The organism is Arthrobacter sp. CP30 (genome assembly GCF_053470025.1).
Window position 1 is genome coordinate 236,815 of sequence record NZ_JBQEMM010000001.1, and the last position, 14,456, is coordinate 251,270.

A 14,456-nucleotide genomic window follows, 5' to 3' on the forward strand; every position below is an offset into this window, starting at 1 on the left:
ATGCAGCAACGCACACTCGGCGGTACCAGCGTCAGCGCAGTCGGCCTGGGCGGCATGCCCATGTCCATCGAGGGTCGTCCCGACGAGGACCGTTCCATCCGCACCATCCACGCCGCCCTCGAGGCCGGCGTGACCCTGATCGACACCGCGGATGCCTACCACCGCGACGCGGACGAGGTGGGCCACAACGAGTCCCTCATCGCGAAGGCGCTCTCGAGCTTCGGGTCGGGCGCAACGGACGTGCTGGTCGCGACCAAGGGCGGGCACCTGCGGCCCGGTGATGGCTCGTGGACGCAGAACGGCCACCCGGACTACCTCAAGGAGGCCGCGAAGGCATCCCTGGCGAGGCTCGGCGGCGACGCGATCGACCTCTACCAGTTCCACCGCCCGGACACCGAGGTGCCCTACGAGGATTCCATCGGTGCCCTCAAGGACCTGCTGGACGACGGCGTGATCCGCATGGCCGGCATCTCCAATGCCACGGTGGACCAGATCCGGAAGGCGAACCAGATCCTCGACGGCCGCCTCGTCTCCGTGCAGAACCAGTTCTCCCCCGCCTTCCGCTCCAGCGAGGACGAGCTGCGCTACTGCGGCGAGAACGGGATCGCCTTCCTCCCGTGGAGCCCCCTCGGTGGCATCCAGAAGGCCGGTGGGCTCGGTGAGACCTTCGCGCCGTTCCAGGAGGCCGCGGACAAGCACGGGGTAAGCCCCCAGCAGGTCTGCCTGGCCTGGGAGCTGGCCCTCTCGCCGACCGTCATCCCCATCCCGGGCGCCTCGCGGCCGGAAAGCATCATCGACTCGGCGAAGGCCGCCGAGCTCCAGCTCTCCGACGAGGAGATCCAGGCGCTCTCCGCGGCCCTCTGACCAGCCGACACGCGGCACCCGGGAACGCCCTCCCCTCCCTCGGCGGGAAGGGCGTTCCCGTACTGGCCGTCCGCGCTCTGCACCGGTCGGCAGTCCGCGTGTCCTGCCGGCGTTGCTAGGGTGGCAGCATGTCCCCCCACCCCGTCGCCCTCATCACCGGCGCCTCCCGCGGCATCGGCCGCGCCATCGCCGACGAGCTCGGCTCCACGCACCACCTCCTGCTCGGCGGCCGCGACCTCTCCGCGCTCGCCGAGCTCTCGTCGTCGTTCCCGTCCGCCGAACCGTTCGCGGCAGAGCTGCGCGACGCCGGTCAGGTGGCCGCCGCCGTGGCGGGCATCCCCCGGCTGGACGTCCTCGTGCACTCCGCGGGCGTGCTCAGGATGGGTTCCGTCGCCGACCTGTCCGACGACGCCTGGCGCGAGAGCTTCGAGGTGAACGTGTTCGCGGTGGCATCGCTGACGCGCGCGCTCCTGCCGGCGCTGCGCAGCGCGCGCGGCCAGGTGATCGCGATCAACAGCGGGTCGGGCTATTCCTCCGGCGCAGGTTCCTCGGTGTACAGCGGCACGAAGTTCGCGCTGCGTGCCCTCACCGACGCGCTGCGCGACGAGGAGCGGGCGCACGGCGTGCGGGTGAGTTCCATCCATCCCGGCCGCGTCGCCACGGACATGCAGGAGGAGCTGCATGCCTGGGAGGGCAAGGACTACCGTCCCGAGGCCTGGATCCAGCCCGGCCAGGTCGCGAAAGCGGTGCGGCTCGCCGTCGACGCCACACCCGAATCGACCATCGAGACGCTGAGCATCCGCCCGTCGGGCATCACGCTCGAGGGCGGCTGACGCCTCCCCCCGCCGGCTACCCGCGTCCGGTCGCCGTCCTTCCTCCTCCTGCGGGCGCGGGACAACATCGGGGAATCCGCGCGTGGGCGGTGCCGTGATCGCATGCAGGTTCGCGTCCGGTCGATGACCGTCCTCGTCCTCCACGCCCTGGGCGGCTGCCCTTTCCACGGCCACCCGGGCAGGAGGAGGCATCAGATCGACGGCGACCGAGGGTGAGGTCAGGCGGCGGGCACGACGCGCGGCCTGCCGAACTGCGTCTGCACGCCGGGCGAGAAGAGCACCGAATCCGGCGGACCCTGGACGCGGATCCCCGCGGCTCCCAGCAATCCGTCGTCGAGCTCCGTGAGCGTCGCGGGGTGGAGCGGCCAGGGCGTGTGCGTGTTGGGGATGTACAGCGTGCGGCCGGCCAGGGTGCTGTGCAGGCCGAAGCGCGCCGTCAGCTCGAGGGACAGGCGGTCCACCGCCGTCCGTGCCACGTCCGGCCGGACGGCGAAGCGGGACTCGGCCTGCCGTCGGAAGCGGGCGACGTCGTACCCGTACTCCCGCCCGTCGCCGCTCCCGCGCCGGACGGGCGAGCATCTCGACCAGACGTACGGGATGCCGCCGGCCCGGGCGGCGAGGACCACGGCCAGCCGCGACGCGTCGAGGGTCACGAACACCACCCCGCGCGTGCCGTCCGGGCCGCGCGAGTAGAGCCGGACGTTGATCTCGGTGAACGAACCGACGTACGGGACCGGCAGGCCCCGGCCCAGCCCCGCACCGATCATCCGGAAACCGATGAGTCCCACCCACGACGAGCCGTCCACCTCGTCCGGCGCCACGCCGGGCGGCATGTACCGCGCCACCTCGGCCGCGGCGACGCGCCAGTGTAGGAACACGGCGTCCGCCCAGAACTGGTCCATGATGACCGGCAGGGGCAGCGCGGGCGCGAGCGGCCAGTCGTCCTGCGGCCCGCCACCGGGCTGTGCCGCTCCGCCTGATCGCGCGGCGTCGTCCTTTGATCCACCGGTCATGAGATCTGCTCCCCGCAGTCGTCGGGCTCTTCCGCGAAGCGGTACCACTCGGGCATCGCCCCGGTGAATTCGGCACGGACCGCTGCGTCCTCGACGACGGTCCAGTCCACCGCGGAGCCCACCTCGGGCTCCACCTTGTTCCATTCGAACCAGTTCACCATCTTCAGGTGCGGGAACCGCTCCTGCACCGCCGGGTCGAAGACCTGCTCCCACCAGGCGCGCTTGATGTTGAGGGTCCGCAGGTCGCCGATCCCGTCCGTGACGAGGGCCGCGGTCTCGGGGATGGCGACGGGCTTGCCGTGCCGCACCCCGTAGTCGGCGTAGAAGTCGGGGAGCATCGAATTGTCCCCGTTCTTCCCGTCGTAGGCGCCGGTGAGCTGCTCCACGAACTTGCCCTCCTCGGGCATCTCGCTCTCGCCCCAGGGGTAGGTGCTCCCCCAGTGGTACAGGGACATGCCCACCCAGTCGACGGCGTCGTCGCCGGGATAGTAGGGCGCGTAGGGGTCGTCGTCACTCGTGATCACGCCGTCGCCCGTGGTGTCGAGAGCGGCGAAGCCGGCCGTGCCGGGACGCGCCTCGTGGGCGCCGCCCGCGAACGGGTAGCCGCCGGCATAGTTCGGAGCCCACATCATCGCCGAGCCCGGAGCCCGGCCGTGGACGGCGTCCGACACCCGGCGGAACGCGTCGATGTACTCGGCGGGCTGCTGCCCCCACGGGTACCACGAGCCATTCATCTCGTGGGCGAAACGCACGATCACCGGCACACCGCTGGTGTTGAAGCCCGCCAGCATCGCGGCGAGCTCGTCGGCACGCTCCGCCGTCACGGCCGCGAGACCCTGCTGCGGCTCGAGGGTCAGCAGGAGTGTGCCGCCCTCCTGACGCAGCTGTTCTGCCGCCGCGGCGATGAGGGCCCGATCCTCGGCGGCGAAGGGGAAGTCGGCGAAGGACACGGCGACGGCGGGCCGGCCCCCCAGCTTCCCGGCGTACTCGGCGAGTGTCTCCTTGCCCCACTCGAGGTTCACGCCCATAAGGGTGCCCACCTCCGGTGCGAGGTCACGTCCCTCGATGGGCGGGCACGGCCTGGCCGTGGGGTTGATGTTGCAGGCGCAGAGGGACAGGAGGAGCAGTGCGGTGAGCACGCGCGCGAGGGTTGAGACCACCCGGCCAATCTACAACGGAGCACCTGCGCCCCCGTCCCGGCGCCCCTGCGACGGCAGGATCGCCGGGCGGCGGAAGCAGTGGCTTCAGAAGGCATAACGGATGCGGCAGTACGGCAGCGCTTCGGCGGCGAGGCCGAGGAAGGCATCCAGGTAGCCACGCTTCTCGTAGGCGATGTAGCGCACGTTCGCGAAGCCGTTCTGGGACTGCTTGGTCTCCTGCAGGTCCGGGCGCCACAGGATCTCCTCCGCCTGGGGGTGCCAACCGAGATTGACCTCGTGCAGCTGCTGGTTGTGCGTCAGGAAGATGACCTCGGCCGCGAGCTGCTGCTTCGCGGCGGGTGACAGCGCTGCGTCGAGCTGCGCGAAGAGCTCCCGCCAGTCCTCCTTCCACCCGGGCGTGATAATGACCGGTGAGAAGTTGACGTGGACCTCGTACCCCGCCTCCACGAAGTCGTTGATGGCGGCGATGCGCTCGGCCACGGGTGTGGTGCGCACGTCGACCATCCGGGCGAGCTTCTCCGGCATGAGGGAGAACCGGATCCTGGTGCGTCCCTGCGGATCCCACCCGAGCAGATCGCGGTTCACGTACTTGGTGGCGAAGGAGAGCTTGGCGGTGGGCAGCTCCCGGTAGAGCGACACGAGGTCCTGCACGTTGTCGCTGACGAGGGCGTCGACGGAGCAGTCGCTGTTCTCCCCGATGTCGTAGACCCAGGCCCGGTCGTCGCACTGGTTCGGTTCCAGCTTCATGCCCTGGCGCGCCACATGCCGCTCGAGGTAGCCGCTGATCTGGTCGATGTTCGCGAAGACCGTGATGGGATTGCTGTACCCCTTGTGCCGGGGGACATAGCAGTAGGCGCACGCCATGGCACAGCCGTTGGCCGTGGAGGGCGCGATGAAGTCCGCGGACCTGCCGTTGGGCTTGGCGGTGAGAGACTTCTTCACCCCGATGATCAGGGCCTCGGTCTTGATGCGGACCCAGCGGCGCACGTTCGCCTCGTCGCCGCTGAGCTCCGGGATGCGCCAGTGACTGGCGACCTCGACGACGTCGGCCTCGGGCCAGCGCGCAAGGACCTCCTGTCCACGCGGCAGCGCTGCTGCTGCAGGCTCGACATAGATGCGACTGATCTGCAGGAGCTTCTCGGCCTGGAGCATGGGACCCTTCGCGTGGCGTTGTGTCCCTCCACGGTAGGTTCCACCACCGACACTTCCCCGGCGAACCCGTCCATTCCTGTCCTTGTTGAGAATGATCTTCATTTACGTCTAACCTAGGGGTATGTCGCTACATCGTCGAACCCTCCCCCTGTCCACCGCCGTCCTCGCAGCCCTGGTGCTCACCTCGTGTTCCACGCCGGCCTCGACGGGCTCCGGGGCCGATACCCCGGCGAGTCCCGCCACGACCGCCGACAGCCCCTCGGAAGCCGGCACACCTGGCGCCGACGCCACGGATCGGCAGGAGGTCGACGGTCTCGCACCCCGGGCGGTCCTGACGTACGACGGCGGCATCATGGCTGTCGACACCGAGACCGGTGACGTGCTGACGAACACCGAGTCCGAGGGCTTCCTGCGCCTCAACGAGGCCGGCGACGGACGGCACGTCCTCGTCAGCGCCGGCAAGGAATTCCGCGTGTTCGACAGCGGCCTGATCGTCGAAGGGCACGGGGACCACGACCACTACTACGAGCAGGCCCCTGCGCTCACGGGCTCCACGGTGGAGGCCGCCGAGGCCGGACACGTCGTTGCGCACGGGGGGAAGACCGCGCTCTTCGCCGACGGCAGCGGAGCGATCAGCATCATGGACACCTCGGCGTTCGAGGACGGCCGGATCGACGCGGACGAGGTCGAGGGCTTCTCCACCGATGACCCGCACCACGGGGTGGCCGTCCCCCTGACGTCGGGTGATCTGCTGATGACGCAGGGGACAGCGGATTCCCGCTCCACCGTGCAGGTCGTCTCCCCTGAGGGTGAGGTCCTCGCCGAGACGACGGACTGCCCGGGGGTGCACGGCGAAGCCGCTGCCATGCCGACCGCGGGCGGCGACGTCGTCTCCCTGGGCTGCGAGAACGGTCCGGTGGTCTATCGGGACGGCGAGTTCCACAAGATCCCCGTCGACGAGCCCTACCAGCGCTCCGGCAACCAGTTCGGCAGCCACGAGTCCCCGATCGTCCTGGCCGACTACAAGACGGACCCTGACGCGGAGCAGGAACGCCCCACCCGCGTCGGGCTGATCGACACCCACGCCTCCGTCATGACCACCGTCGACCTCGGATCGGCGTACTGGTTCCGTTCACTCGCCCGGGGCGCCGACGGTGAGGCCCTCGTCCTGACCTATGACGGGGAACTGAACATCCTCGACGAGGAGACGGGCGCCGTCCTTCACGAGGTGGAGGTCGTCGCACCCTGGGAGGAGCCCGAGGAATGGCAGTCTCCCGCCCCGACCGTCAAGGTCGGAGCCGACGGTTTCGCCTATGTGACGGAGCCGTCCGCCAAGAAGCTGCATGTCATCGACGTCGCCGAGGGTACCCTGCTGGACAGTTTCGACCTTCCCGAGACCCCGGTGGAGCTCGCCGTCGTGACCGGAGAGGGAAGCCACGGACACGACCACGCCGACGGCGAAGGCTGAGGCCACCGGCACTGAGCAGTCGCGACGGCCCGTCGGGTCGTCGCGGCTGCCCGTCATCGATCGGGCCCCGACCCTCCCCGAACCTCCTCAAGGAATCCAGTGAACGTCCTGTCGCGTCCAATCCTCGTTCTGCCGGTCATGGCAGCCCTCGCCCTGTCCGCCTGCGCCCCGCCGTCCGATCCCGCAGATCCCGACGGCACGAACAGCACGTCGATGAAGGTGCTCACCTCGTTCTACCCCCTCCAGTTCGTCGTCGAGAGGGTGGGCGGGGACACCGTCGAGATCAGCTCGATCACGCCTCCCGGCGCGGAGCCCCACAACCTCGAACTCTCACCGGCAAAGGTCGCCGAACTGGCCGACGCCTCCGCAGTGGTCTTCGCCTCCGGCTTCCAGGCCGCTGTGGACGAAGCGGTCGTGCAGACCGCACCGGAGCATTCCATCGACGTGGCGGATGCCGCACAGCTCTCGACCGCCGGCGGCGGCACGGCCGAGGACGACGACGCGGGGGACCCCCACTTCTGGCTCGACCCGGAACGCCTCGGCGACGTCACGGACGTGGTCGCCGAACGTCTCGGCGAACTGGACCCGCAGAACGCAGCAGAGTATGCGGCGAACGCCGACCAGCTCAACCAGGAGCTGTCCACCCTCGACGAGGACTTCAGCACGGGTCTCGCCACGTGCGAGCGCCGCACGATCGTCGTCTCCCACGAGGCGTACGGCTACCTGACGGACCGCTACGATCTCGAGCAGACCGGGGTCTCGGGCATCGACCCCGAAGCCGAACCGGCGCCGGCCCGGATCGCGAAGATCCGCCGCGTCATCGAGGGCCAGGACGTCACGACCATCTTCACGGAATCCCTCGTCAATCCGAAGGTCGCCGAGACGCTGGCCGCGGACCTCGGCGTGACGACGGCGCTGCTCGATCCGATCGAATCGCACGCGGACACCAGCGGCGACTACCTCGACGTCATGCGCGGCAACCTCAGCGCCCTGCGGGAAGCCCTCGGCTGTGCGTGACCGTGCCGGCCGGCATCCTGCGGTGCAGATCGACGGACTCCACGTGCAGCTCGGCGCGCACTCCGTCCTCGAGGGCATCGACCTGGAGGTCGCGGACGGCCAGACCCTCGCCCTCCTCGGGGCGAACGGCTCGGGGAAGACGACCCTGGTCAGGGCCCTTCTGGGACTGGTGCCGCCCACCCGCGGGCGGATCGCCGTGTACGGCGCGGACCTCGCGATGCGCCGCACCGTGCCCTGGTCACGCGTGGGGTACGTCCCGCAGCGCGTGAACGCCCAGCCGGGCATGAGCGTCACCGCCGAGGAAGTCGTCGCCGCCGGCTTGCTGGACCATCGGCGCCTGACTCCCGGGCCGCACGCTCGCGAGCGCGCGCAGGACGCCCTCGGGCAGGTCGGTCTGCGCGAACGCGCCCGCGACAACGTGCACCTCTTCTCCGGCGGACAGCAGCAGCGCGTGCTGATCGCCCGCGCCCTGATCCGCCGGCCGGACCTGCTGATCATCGACGAGCCGCTGTCCGGTATCGACCAGGACTCGCAGGCGGCACTCGCGGTCACACTGCGCGGTCTCCAGGCGCGGGGAACCACCATCCTGGTCGTGCTGCACGATCCCGGCGCCCTCGCCCCGCTGATCCACCGCACCGTCGTCCTCGACCACGGCCGGGTGAGTCACGACGGCGCCGCAGGCATCGAGGGCCCTCCGTCGAGGGCCCGGAGCACACTGCCCTCCGACGCCTGGGAGGACGCGCACGTCCGAGGGACGGGCCGCGCACCCCACCCGGACCATCACGCACTCGACCTCACGACCGGCGGGGGAAGATCATCATGACCTTCCTCGACACCCTGCTGTCCATGCTGTCCAGTGAGCTGATGCAGCGGGCCCTGCTCATCGCCGGCCTCGTCGGTGTCAGCGCTCCGGTCATCGGCACGTACCTCGTCCAACGCCGCCTTGCACTGCTCGGCGACGGCATCGGCCATGTCGCCCTGACAGGTGTCGCGATGGGATGGCTCGCCGGCGCTGCCGCCGGCACCGCATCCGCCGACGCCCTGGCCGTGCCCGGTGCGGTCGCCGCCGCCATCATCGGGGCGCTCCTCATCGAGTTCGTCCGCGAACGCGGCCGCACCAGCGCCGATGTCGCCCTGGCGATGCTGTTCTACGGTGGTATCGCCGGCGGCGTGCTCCTCATCGGGCTCGCGGGCGGAACAGCGGCGAATCTCACCGGGTACCTCTTCGGATCCATCTCCACCGTCGACTCCCTCGACGTGTGGCTCAGCGCCGGACTGGCCGTCCTCATCCTCGGCGTCGGCCTCGGCCTGCGGCCGGCACTGTTCGCCCTCTGCTACGACGAGGAGTTCGCCCGCGCCAGCGGGCTGCCGGTGCGGGCCCTGAACATCCTGGTCGCCGTCACCGCCGCGCTGACCGTGGCGATCTCCATGCGTGTGGTCGGCGTCCTGCTGGTGTCGGCACTGATGATCGTGCCGGTCGCCGTGGCGCAGCTCATCGCGCCCTCCTTCCGCGCCACCATGGGACTGGCCATGGTGCTGGGCGGAACCGTCTGCGTCGTCGGCCTCTCCATCACGTATTTCCATGCGCTCTCCCCGGGAGCCACCATCACGGTGCTCGCCATCGCCCTCTACGCAGGCGTGGCGGTCATCAGCCCGCTCCTGCACCGCAGGCCTCATCATCAGCGCCACGATCCTCCGCACCTGCAGCCCCTTCCCCGGGTCGACGCCGTCGGCGAGGATCGAGCCGTGATCAGGGTGGACGACCACGCGCGCGTGGCGTCGGCCAGCCGCGGTGCTCGGAGTGACGCACCACGGCGGAACACCTCACGCTCGGCCTGACTGCCGGTACTGTCTCCTGCGACAGCACTGCCGTCGCCTGCCGGAGTGGGCGTGTGGGCTGTCCCGTGCTGCGGTGTTCTGTGCGGCGAGGACACTGCACGTGCGGTACGGGCTACATTCGGTGGATGTCTCCCATCATGATTCCCGTGGTCGTCACGGTCCTGCTGTCGAGCGTGATCCCCGTGATCGTCGGCGGGGCCGTCCGCCGGGGTGACCGGAGCGGTCGCGGAACGGCTCGCACGGATGCAGACACGGGGGCGCTGTTCGTCGTGAGGAATCGGCGCTGGCAGGCTGCCCTGTTCCGGGTGCTCGGCATCGTCCTCCTGGTTGTCGGGGGATTCTTCACGATCGTCTCGGTCGCCAGGACCGAGGAGTTGGAGGGTCCGGGTCCCCTGGTCGGTGCGGCCGGGATCACGGTGGCCGGGGCGGTCTTTGTGGTTCTCGCCATGGGCATCCACCGGTTCAGGGTCGAGGCGTTCGACGACCACCTGACGGTCCGCCCGTGGTTCCGAGCGACGCGGGTCGTCGCCCTGACCGACATCGGTTCGGTCCGTCCGGCGCCCAACGCCCTCGGCGGGATCGACGTCAGGGACGTGGGCGGCAGGATGCTCTTCACGGCGACCAGGATCAGCATCGGCTACACCGACCTGGTCGCTTTCCTGCAGCAGAGCACCCCCCGGCAGCAGACCACGGCTCCCGCGGTGCCAGGCGACGTCGCACCCTGGCAGGGCGCCAGCCTACGGGCTGAGTCGTACCCGCTCCCCCGCGGACGCAAGGGAACCCTGGAATCAGGCGTCCTCCTCACTGCGGGAGACGTGTCAGCGCCCATGTTCACGAGCGAACTCGCGGACCTGCTCCATCACCGTGTCGGCATCGTGGAGTCCACCACCGCTGATCCTCTCGTCTTCCTGTGCTGGCCGGACTCGGGATCGCCCACGTCGATCGTCTGGGAGTCCACGAAGGACCTGCCGGCCGAATCCCTGGCCCTCCTCAGCGATCCGATGGACGCAGGCCCCGCCGCCGTCGTCACCGGCACCGAGCTCACCGACTTCTCCGAGTGGATCGCGGCCCTTCCCCGCTGACCCGGCGGAGTGAGGCGCAGTCCACCCGGAACGGGGTCGGAACCGGTGTCCGGTTGCCCGGGGAAGGGGCCCACCGCACGGATGATGGAACGCGTCTACCCCGGTGGTTCTCCGGTCCACATCTCGAGCTGCACCTGGGCTGCGAGGAGCCGCAGGTCGCGTGCGTCGGCTGGTGTGAAGGCCCGCGGCCGATCGTCGATGACGCAGAGGGAGCCGATGCGCCACCCGTCGGCACTGGTCAGGGGGTGTCCCGCGTAGAACCGGATCTCGGGACTCCCGGCGACGAGGGGGTGGTCGCTGTAGTCGGGGTCGCTGCGAGCATCGGTGATGACCAGGGTGCGGTCCGCTTCGACGGTGCGGGAACAGAGAGCGACGTCGCGGGGCAGGTCCTGCCCGATCGGTCCCACCACGGATTTGATGACCTGCCGGTCATCGGTGATCAGTGCGATGGACGCCGAGGACGTTCCGAAACGCCGGCGGGCCTTCGCGGTGATCCTGTCGAAGCGCTCCTCCGCGCCGGAATCGAGGAGCCCGCTCCGGGACAGGGCATCGCATCGCCTGGCCTCGTGGGCCAGGAACCCGGCCCGATCCTCCGGCCGTCCCGCGTCACCCTCTGCAGGGCGCCCGGACCGCGGGCGGAATGGATGGCCGGTGCTGACCTCGTTGGAGGCGACGAGCAGCCGGTACAGGCCATCCGCGACCCAGGTCTTCCCGGTTGCGCCGTCCTGGCTGTACTGGGCGCCGGTGATGACGAGTCCCTTCTCCGCGAGCATCTCGTTGATGGCGTACGAGAGGAGATCGCGATCGGCACGGGGCAGGCCTATCAGCCCGGAAAGGTAGCCGGACACGTCGACCTCGTCGGCCTCCCCACCGAAGCCGACATACGACACCCAGGCATCGGAAGGATCGAGCCCCCCGGCCTGAAGGGCTTGGACCGCTGTCCACTGCTGCCTGCAGCTACTGATCATGAGTGACGAAGCTCCGTACTCGGCGAACGTTCTTCGCCCGGACATCGGCATCCCGGGCGGACTGATCCTCCACCTTAGGACGAGTCACCATCACAGCGGACACCGAATCGTCCGGGACAGATCCTGCGGGCCGGCTGTCCCGCTCCTGCTGCCGCTTCCCTCGTCACCGCGATACGCGGTGGAACCCGAGGAGCCGTGTCGCGGATCCATGGTGCCATCATCGGCCCCTGATCCCGCGTCGACCGGACCAGCTCGCACCGGGGGACGACTGCCGGGTGTGATCTGCCGGGTCCGGCTTGTAACGGCAGGTGGTCCTCGTGTCGATGATTCAGGCACCGGTGTTCGTCCGCGACGCGTCTGCGGTTCTCGGAAGAATGGTGGTGGGGACGGGGTTCCAGAACGGGACGATCATGTCGGACTATGCAGCAGAAGAGGAGCGGCAGCGCTGCCTGATCGAGGCGGCGATGACCGCCGCGGCTTTCGTGCTCGCGGACGTCGGGCGCCGCTACGTCGAGACCGGCGGTCACGCCGACCTGTTCGAGCTCGAGGCGTACCTCGGCGGTCTCATGCCCCTGCCGGTGACAGAGTGCAATCTCCTCGCTCGGGCACTCAACGAACTCATCGATGAGGAACCTCCGCTGCCAAGAGCCCCCTCCCGGCCTCCCCTCCGCGTCAGCCGGCATCGGCCAGCCCTGGGGGCGGGTCGGAGACTGGCTCTGGCGCTTCCCGGGCTCGCTGCCGGAATGAGGACCAGGACGAGGACTTCGTGGGCATCCTGGGACTCACCAGTAGTACACTAATCATTAGGGTACGAAATACAGGAGGAGGATGACGACGCGGATGGATGACGACCTGTTGCTCGAAAGACAACTCTGCTTCGCCCTGTCGGTCGCTTCCAGGAGCGTGGTCGGCGCCTATCGTCCGGTCCTCGACGACCTCGGCCTCACCCACCCCCAGTATCTGGTGATGCTCTCGCTCTGGGAGGAGAGCCCCCGCACGGTCAGGAACATCGGCCGGGCGCTCGCCATGGAATCGGCGACCCTCTCCCCGATGCTCAAGCGGCTGGAGGCCCTCGGACTCCTCACCCGGACGCGCGTCCCGGGCAATGAGCGGGCACTCGCCGTCGAGCTGACGACTGCCGGACGGGACCTGCGGTCCCGCGCGGTCGACGTCCCCGGCACCATGATGAAGCGCCTCGGGCTCACCCGGGACCAGGTGGACGCACTCAACGAGGCGATGCACGCGATCATCAGGGCCACGGGGACCGAACTGCCGAGCTCCCCCGCCGGCCAGGCCCGCACGAACCTCTACCCGGACGCATCGATGACCCACGAGAGGCCCCGATCATGAGCACCAAGGAACCCTTGTCAGCACGGTTCATGGCAGCAACCGGCAAGCTGCGCATGTTCTTCGGGCCGGCCCAGCGGGGCTCCACCGCGGGGCCGATCGTGTATCTCGACGACGAAGCGCAGCGCCGGCGGCAGGAGGAACTGCAGCAGTGGACCGTGGTGCGGAACGCGGACGGCTCCACCTACCTGACTCCGAAGCGCGAGGAGCAGGGCCGCGAGCACTAGGTCCGGGGACAACCACCCGGCGTGAGGTCTCCAGGTATACGGATGCCCGGAGCGAGCGTGCACGCCTGCGATGCATCCCTCGCCCTGATGACATCTCGATGAACCGGGCGGTAACTTGCGGATTTCCTGCGTCGGAATCCCTAGGGGACGCACCCAACCGGTGGCAGACTTGCGATGGTCACCGTCTTTCCGCCCGTGGGGATATGCAGGGCGCCCTTTTTGACTCGAACGAGGTCTCAGTTCCATGAGCGCACAGCGCCCTCCAGCCTTCACGTCCACGGACGCCTCGGGGCTCCCCCGAACCACGCTCCTCATGGTGCCCGGCGGACGTGATGCGCAGGACGTCGGCGCGCTGGCGGCGCAGATCGCCGTCGAGACGGAAGCGCTCCTCGAATCCCTGGAAAGTGCTGTGGCGCGGCTCGCGCTCGCGCACCGGTCCTGCACGCAGGACCCGGAGGACCAGGTGACGGACGACGACGCCTTCGCGTGGGTGCAGCAATCCCTGGAGGACGTCGCTGCCACGCTGCGTGGGTTGTCCCTCAACCGCTCCGAGGTCGAGGCAGCACCTGCCGAGCCCCGCGTGCGCGCGGTCAACGGCCCCGCCTGAGCCCTCGTCCGGCACTGATCGGCCAGGACTCCTCGTCCGGCACTGATCGGCCCGGACTGCTCTCGCCCACGGAACGACGACGCCGACCGCCCCACGCGGGACGATCGGCGTCGCGGGTAGGACGACGGGGACTACTGGATGGACTGGCGGGCCCGGATGCCGGCCCTGCCCATCGCGTCCGTGTAGGCCGACTGGATGTCCTTGAGCCACAGCTCCTGGTTCGCCGGGGTGCCCTTGAAGGCACGCTCCCCCGGGGACCGCACTTCGTAGATCTTGAACCCGCGCTTGGCGATCGCGCGGTTCTCGAGCTTCATCAGGCGCCGCGCAGCCTTGTGCGCGTCAGCACCGTGCGCCACCAGGGCGGAGGCACGGGGCACCTGCTGCAGGAAGGTGAGCAACGGCTTCACGCCGTCGGAGATCTGGTCCATCGTCAGCGCCCGCTCCTTGCCCTCGGGCAGGTACCACGGGTGGGCGTTCCAGGGCATGAAGGCGTCGGGACGCAGTCCCACGGCCTCGTAGATCCCGGCCATCCGGATGGAGCTGGGGTCGTCGTTCTCGAAGGAGACGAACCCCGAGGGCAGGGAGGCCCCGGGGTTGGAGAAGAGACTGACGATCTTGCACCCGTCGACGTCATGGATCGGATCGATGTAGGGCACCGCCGATCCCGGCTTGGACTCGGCCAGGGTGTCACACAGCCGGTTCACGTCCTCGATCTGTGGATCGTAGCGTTGTTCCCACTGCTGGTCCCTGTACGTGGGGTCTGCCATGCGCTGTACCAAATTCCGCCTCCTCGCGAACGGCGCCAGAGGTGGCGCGAACGTGTCCGCTGACTTCCAGCCTACGCCAGTCCGCGGCCGGCCTTCCTGGAGCGGGCCCCGC

The 14,456-nt window shown here is 69.5% G+C and carries 16 protein-coding genes; 11 read left to right on the top strand and 5 right to left on the bottom strand.

The features are described from left to right. Together ACTIMO_RS01105 and ACTIMO_RS01110 are read left to right on the top strand one after the other, a co-directional pair. Complete coding sequence (locus tag ACTIMO_RS01105) at positions 1–864, top strand: aldo/keto reductase (protein WP_448181195.1); 864 nt, start codon at positions 1–3, stop codon at positions 862–864. Between the two features lie 128 nt (positions 865–992). After that, positions 993–1,697 (top strand): SDR family oxidoreductase, encoded by a 705-nt coding sequence (locus ACTIMO_RS01110; protein WP_422390714.1) that lies wholly within the window; start codon positions 993–995, stop codon positions 1,695–1,697. Positions 1,698–1,915: 218 nt separating this feature from the next. On the opposite strand, the gene ACTIMO_RS01115 is transcribed toward ACTIMO_RS01110, so the two are convergent. The 3 genes from ACTIMO_RS01115 to ACTIMO_RS01125 all read right to left on the bottom strand — a co-directional run bounded on the left by ACTIMO_RS01115 (position 1,916) and on the right by ACTIMO_RS01125 (position 5,022). Beyond that, positions 1,916–2,599 carry a YqjF family protein gene (locus ACTIMO_RS01115; RefSeq protein WP_448181477.1) on the bottom strand — a complete coding sequence of 228 codons (684 nt, stop codon included), beginning with the start codon at positions 2,597–2,599 and terminating at the stop codon, positions 1,916–1,918. Positions 2,600–2,706: 107 nt separating this feature from the next. Then, entirely contained in the window at positions 2,707–3,870 is a 1,164-nt protein-coding gene (locus ACTIMO_RS01120; RefSeq protein ID WP_448181196.1) for a glycoside hydrolase family 26 protein, read from the bottom strand. A gap of 84 nt (positions 3,871–3,954) precedes the next feature. Further along, positions 3,955–5,022: a spore photoproduct lyase family protein gene (locus ACTIMO_RS01125; RefSeq protein ID WP_448181197.1), complete on the bottom strand. Its 1,068-nt coding sequence runs from the start codon at positions 5,020–5,022 to the stop codon at positions 3,955–3,957. A gap of 121 nt (positions 5,023–5,143) precedes the next feature. Here ACTIMO_RS01125 and ACTIMO_RS01130 point away from each other — a divergent pair, with 121 nt between their 5' ends. The 5 genes from ACTIMO_RS01130 (at position 5,144) to ACTIMO_RS01150 (ending at position 10,428) form a co-directional block, all read left to right on the top strand. Further along, positions 5,144–6,490 carry a hypothetical protein gene (locus ACTIMO_RS01130; RefSeq protein WP_448181198.1) on the top strand — a complete coding sequence of 449 codons (1,347 nt, stop codon included), beginning with the start codon at positions 5,144–5,146 and terminating at the stop codon, positions 6,488–6,490. Positions 6,491–6,589: 99 nt separating this feature from the next. After that, positions 6,590–7,507 (top strand): metal ABC transporter substrate-binding protein, encoded by a 918-nt coding sequence (locus ACTIMO_RS01135; RefSeq protein WP_448181199.1) that lies wholly within the window; start codon positions 6,590–6,592, stop codon positions 7,505–7,507. Further along, on the top strand, positions 7,500–8,330 hold the full coding sequence (locus ACTIMO_RS01140; protein WP_448181200.1) for a metal ABC transporter ATP-binding protein: 831 nt from the start codon (positions 7,500–7,502) through the stop codon (positions 8,328–8,330). Before ACTIMO_RS01135 ends, ACTIMO_RS01140 begins: the two co-directional genes overlap by 8 nt. Next, positions 8,327–9,346 carry a metal ABC transporter permease gene (locus ACTIMO_RS01145; RefSeq protein WP_422390720.1) on the top strand — a complete coding sequence of 340 codons (1,020 nt, stop codon included), beginning with the start codon at positions 8,327–8,329 and terminating at the stop codon, positions 9,344–9,346. The genes ACTIMO_RS01140 and ACTIMO_RS01145 overlap by 4 nt, the downstream gene beginning before the upstream one ends. A 125-nt stretch (positions 9,347–9,471) precedes the next feature. After that, entirely contained in the window at positions 9,472–10,428 is a 957-nt protein-coding gene (locus ACTIMO_RS01150) for a hypothetical protein (protein WP_422390721.1), read from the top strand. Positions 10,429–10,523: 95 nt separating this feature from the next. On the opposite strand, the gene ACTIMO_RS01155 is transcribed toward ACTIMO_RS01150, so the two are convergent. Continuing rightward, positions 10,524–11,318: a GAF domain-containing protein gene (locus tag ACTIMO_RS01155; RefSeq protein ID WP_422390722.1), complete on the bottom strand. Its 795-nt coding sequence runs from the start codon at positions 11,316–11,318 to the stop codon at positions 10,524–10,526. A 395-nt stretch (positions 11,319–11,713) separates the two neighbouring features. On the opposite strand from ACTIMO_RS01155, the gene ACTIMO_RS01160 reads away from it, so the two are divergent. From ACTIMO_RS01160 to ACTIMO_RS01175, 4 genes are all read left to right on the top strand, one after another. Then, entirely contained in the window at positions 11,714–12,196 is a 483-nt protein-coding gene (locus ACTIMO_RS01160) for a hypothetical protein (RefSeq protein WP_422390723.1), read from the top strand. A 40-nt stretch (positions 12,197–12,236) separates the two neighbouring features. Next, positions 12,237–12,746, top strand: a complete 510-nt coding sequence (locus ACTIMO_RS01165) for a MarR family winged helix-turn-helix transcriptional regulator (RefSeq protein WP_448181201.1) — start codon at positions 12,237–12,239, stop codon at positions 12,744–12,746. Continuing rightward, positions 12,743–12,970 carry a hypothetical protein gene (locus tag ACTIMO_RS01170; protein ID WP_157365727.1) on the top strand — a complete coding sequence of 76 codons (228 nt, stop codon included), beginning with the start codon at positions 12,743–12,745 and terminating at the stop codon, positions 12,968–12,970. Before ACTIMO_RS01165 ends, ACTIMO_RS01170 begins: the two co-directional genes overlap by 4 nt. Positions 12,971–13,214: 244 nt before the next feature. Further along, positions 13,215–13,577 (top strand): hypothetical protein, encoded by a 363-nt coding sequence (locus ACTIMO_RS01175; RefSeq protein WP_055766975.1) that lies wholly within the window; start codon positions 13,215–13,217, stop codon positions 13,575–13,577. A 131-nt stretch (positions 13,578–13,708) separates the two neighbouring features. On the opposite strand, the gene ACTIMO_RS01180 is transcribed toward ACTIMO_RS01175, so the two are convergent. After that, on the bottom strand, positions 13,709–14,344 hold the full coding sequence (locus ACTIMO_RS01180; RefSeq protein WP_055766972.1) for a uracil-DNA glycosylase: 636 nt from the start codon (positions 14,342–14,344) through the stop codon (positions 13,709–13,711). Between the last annotated feature and the right edge of the window lie 112 nt (positions 14,345–14,456).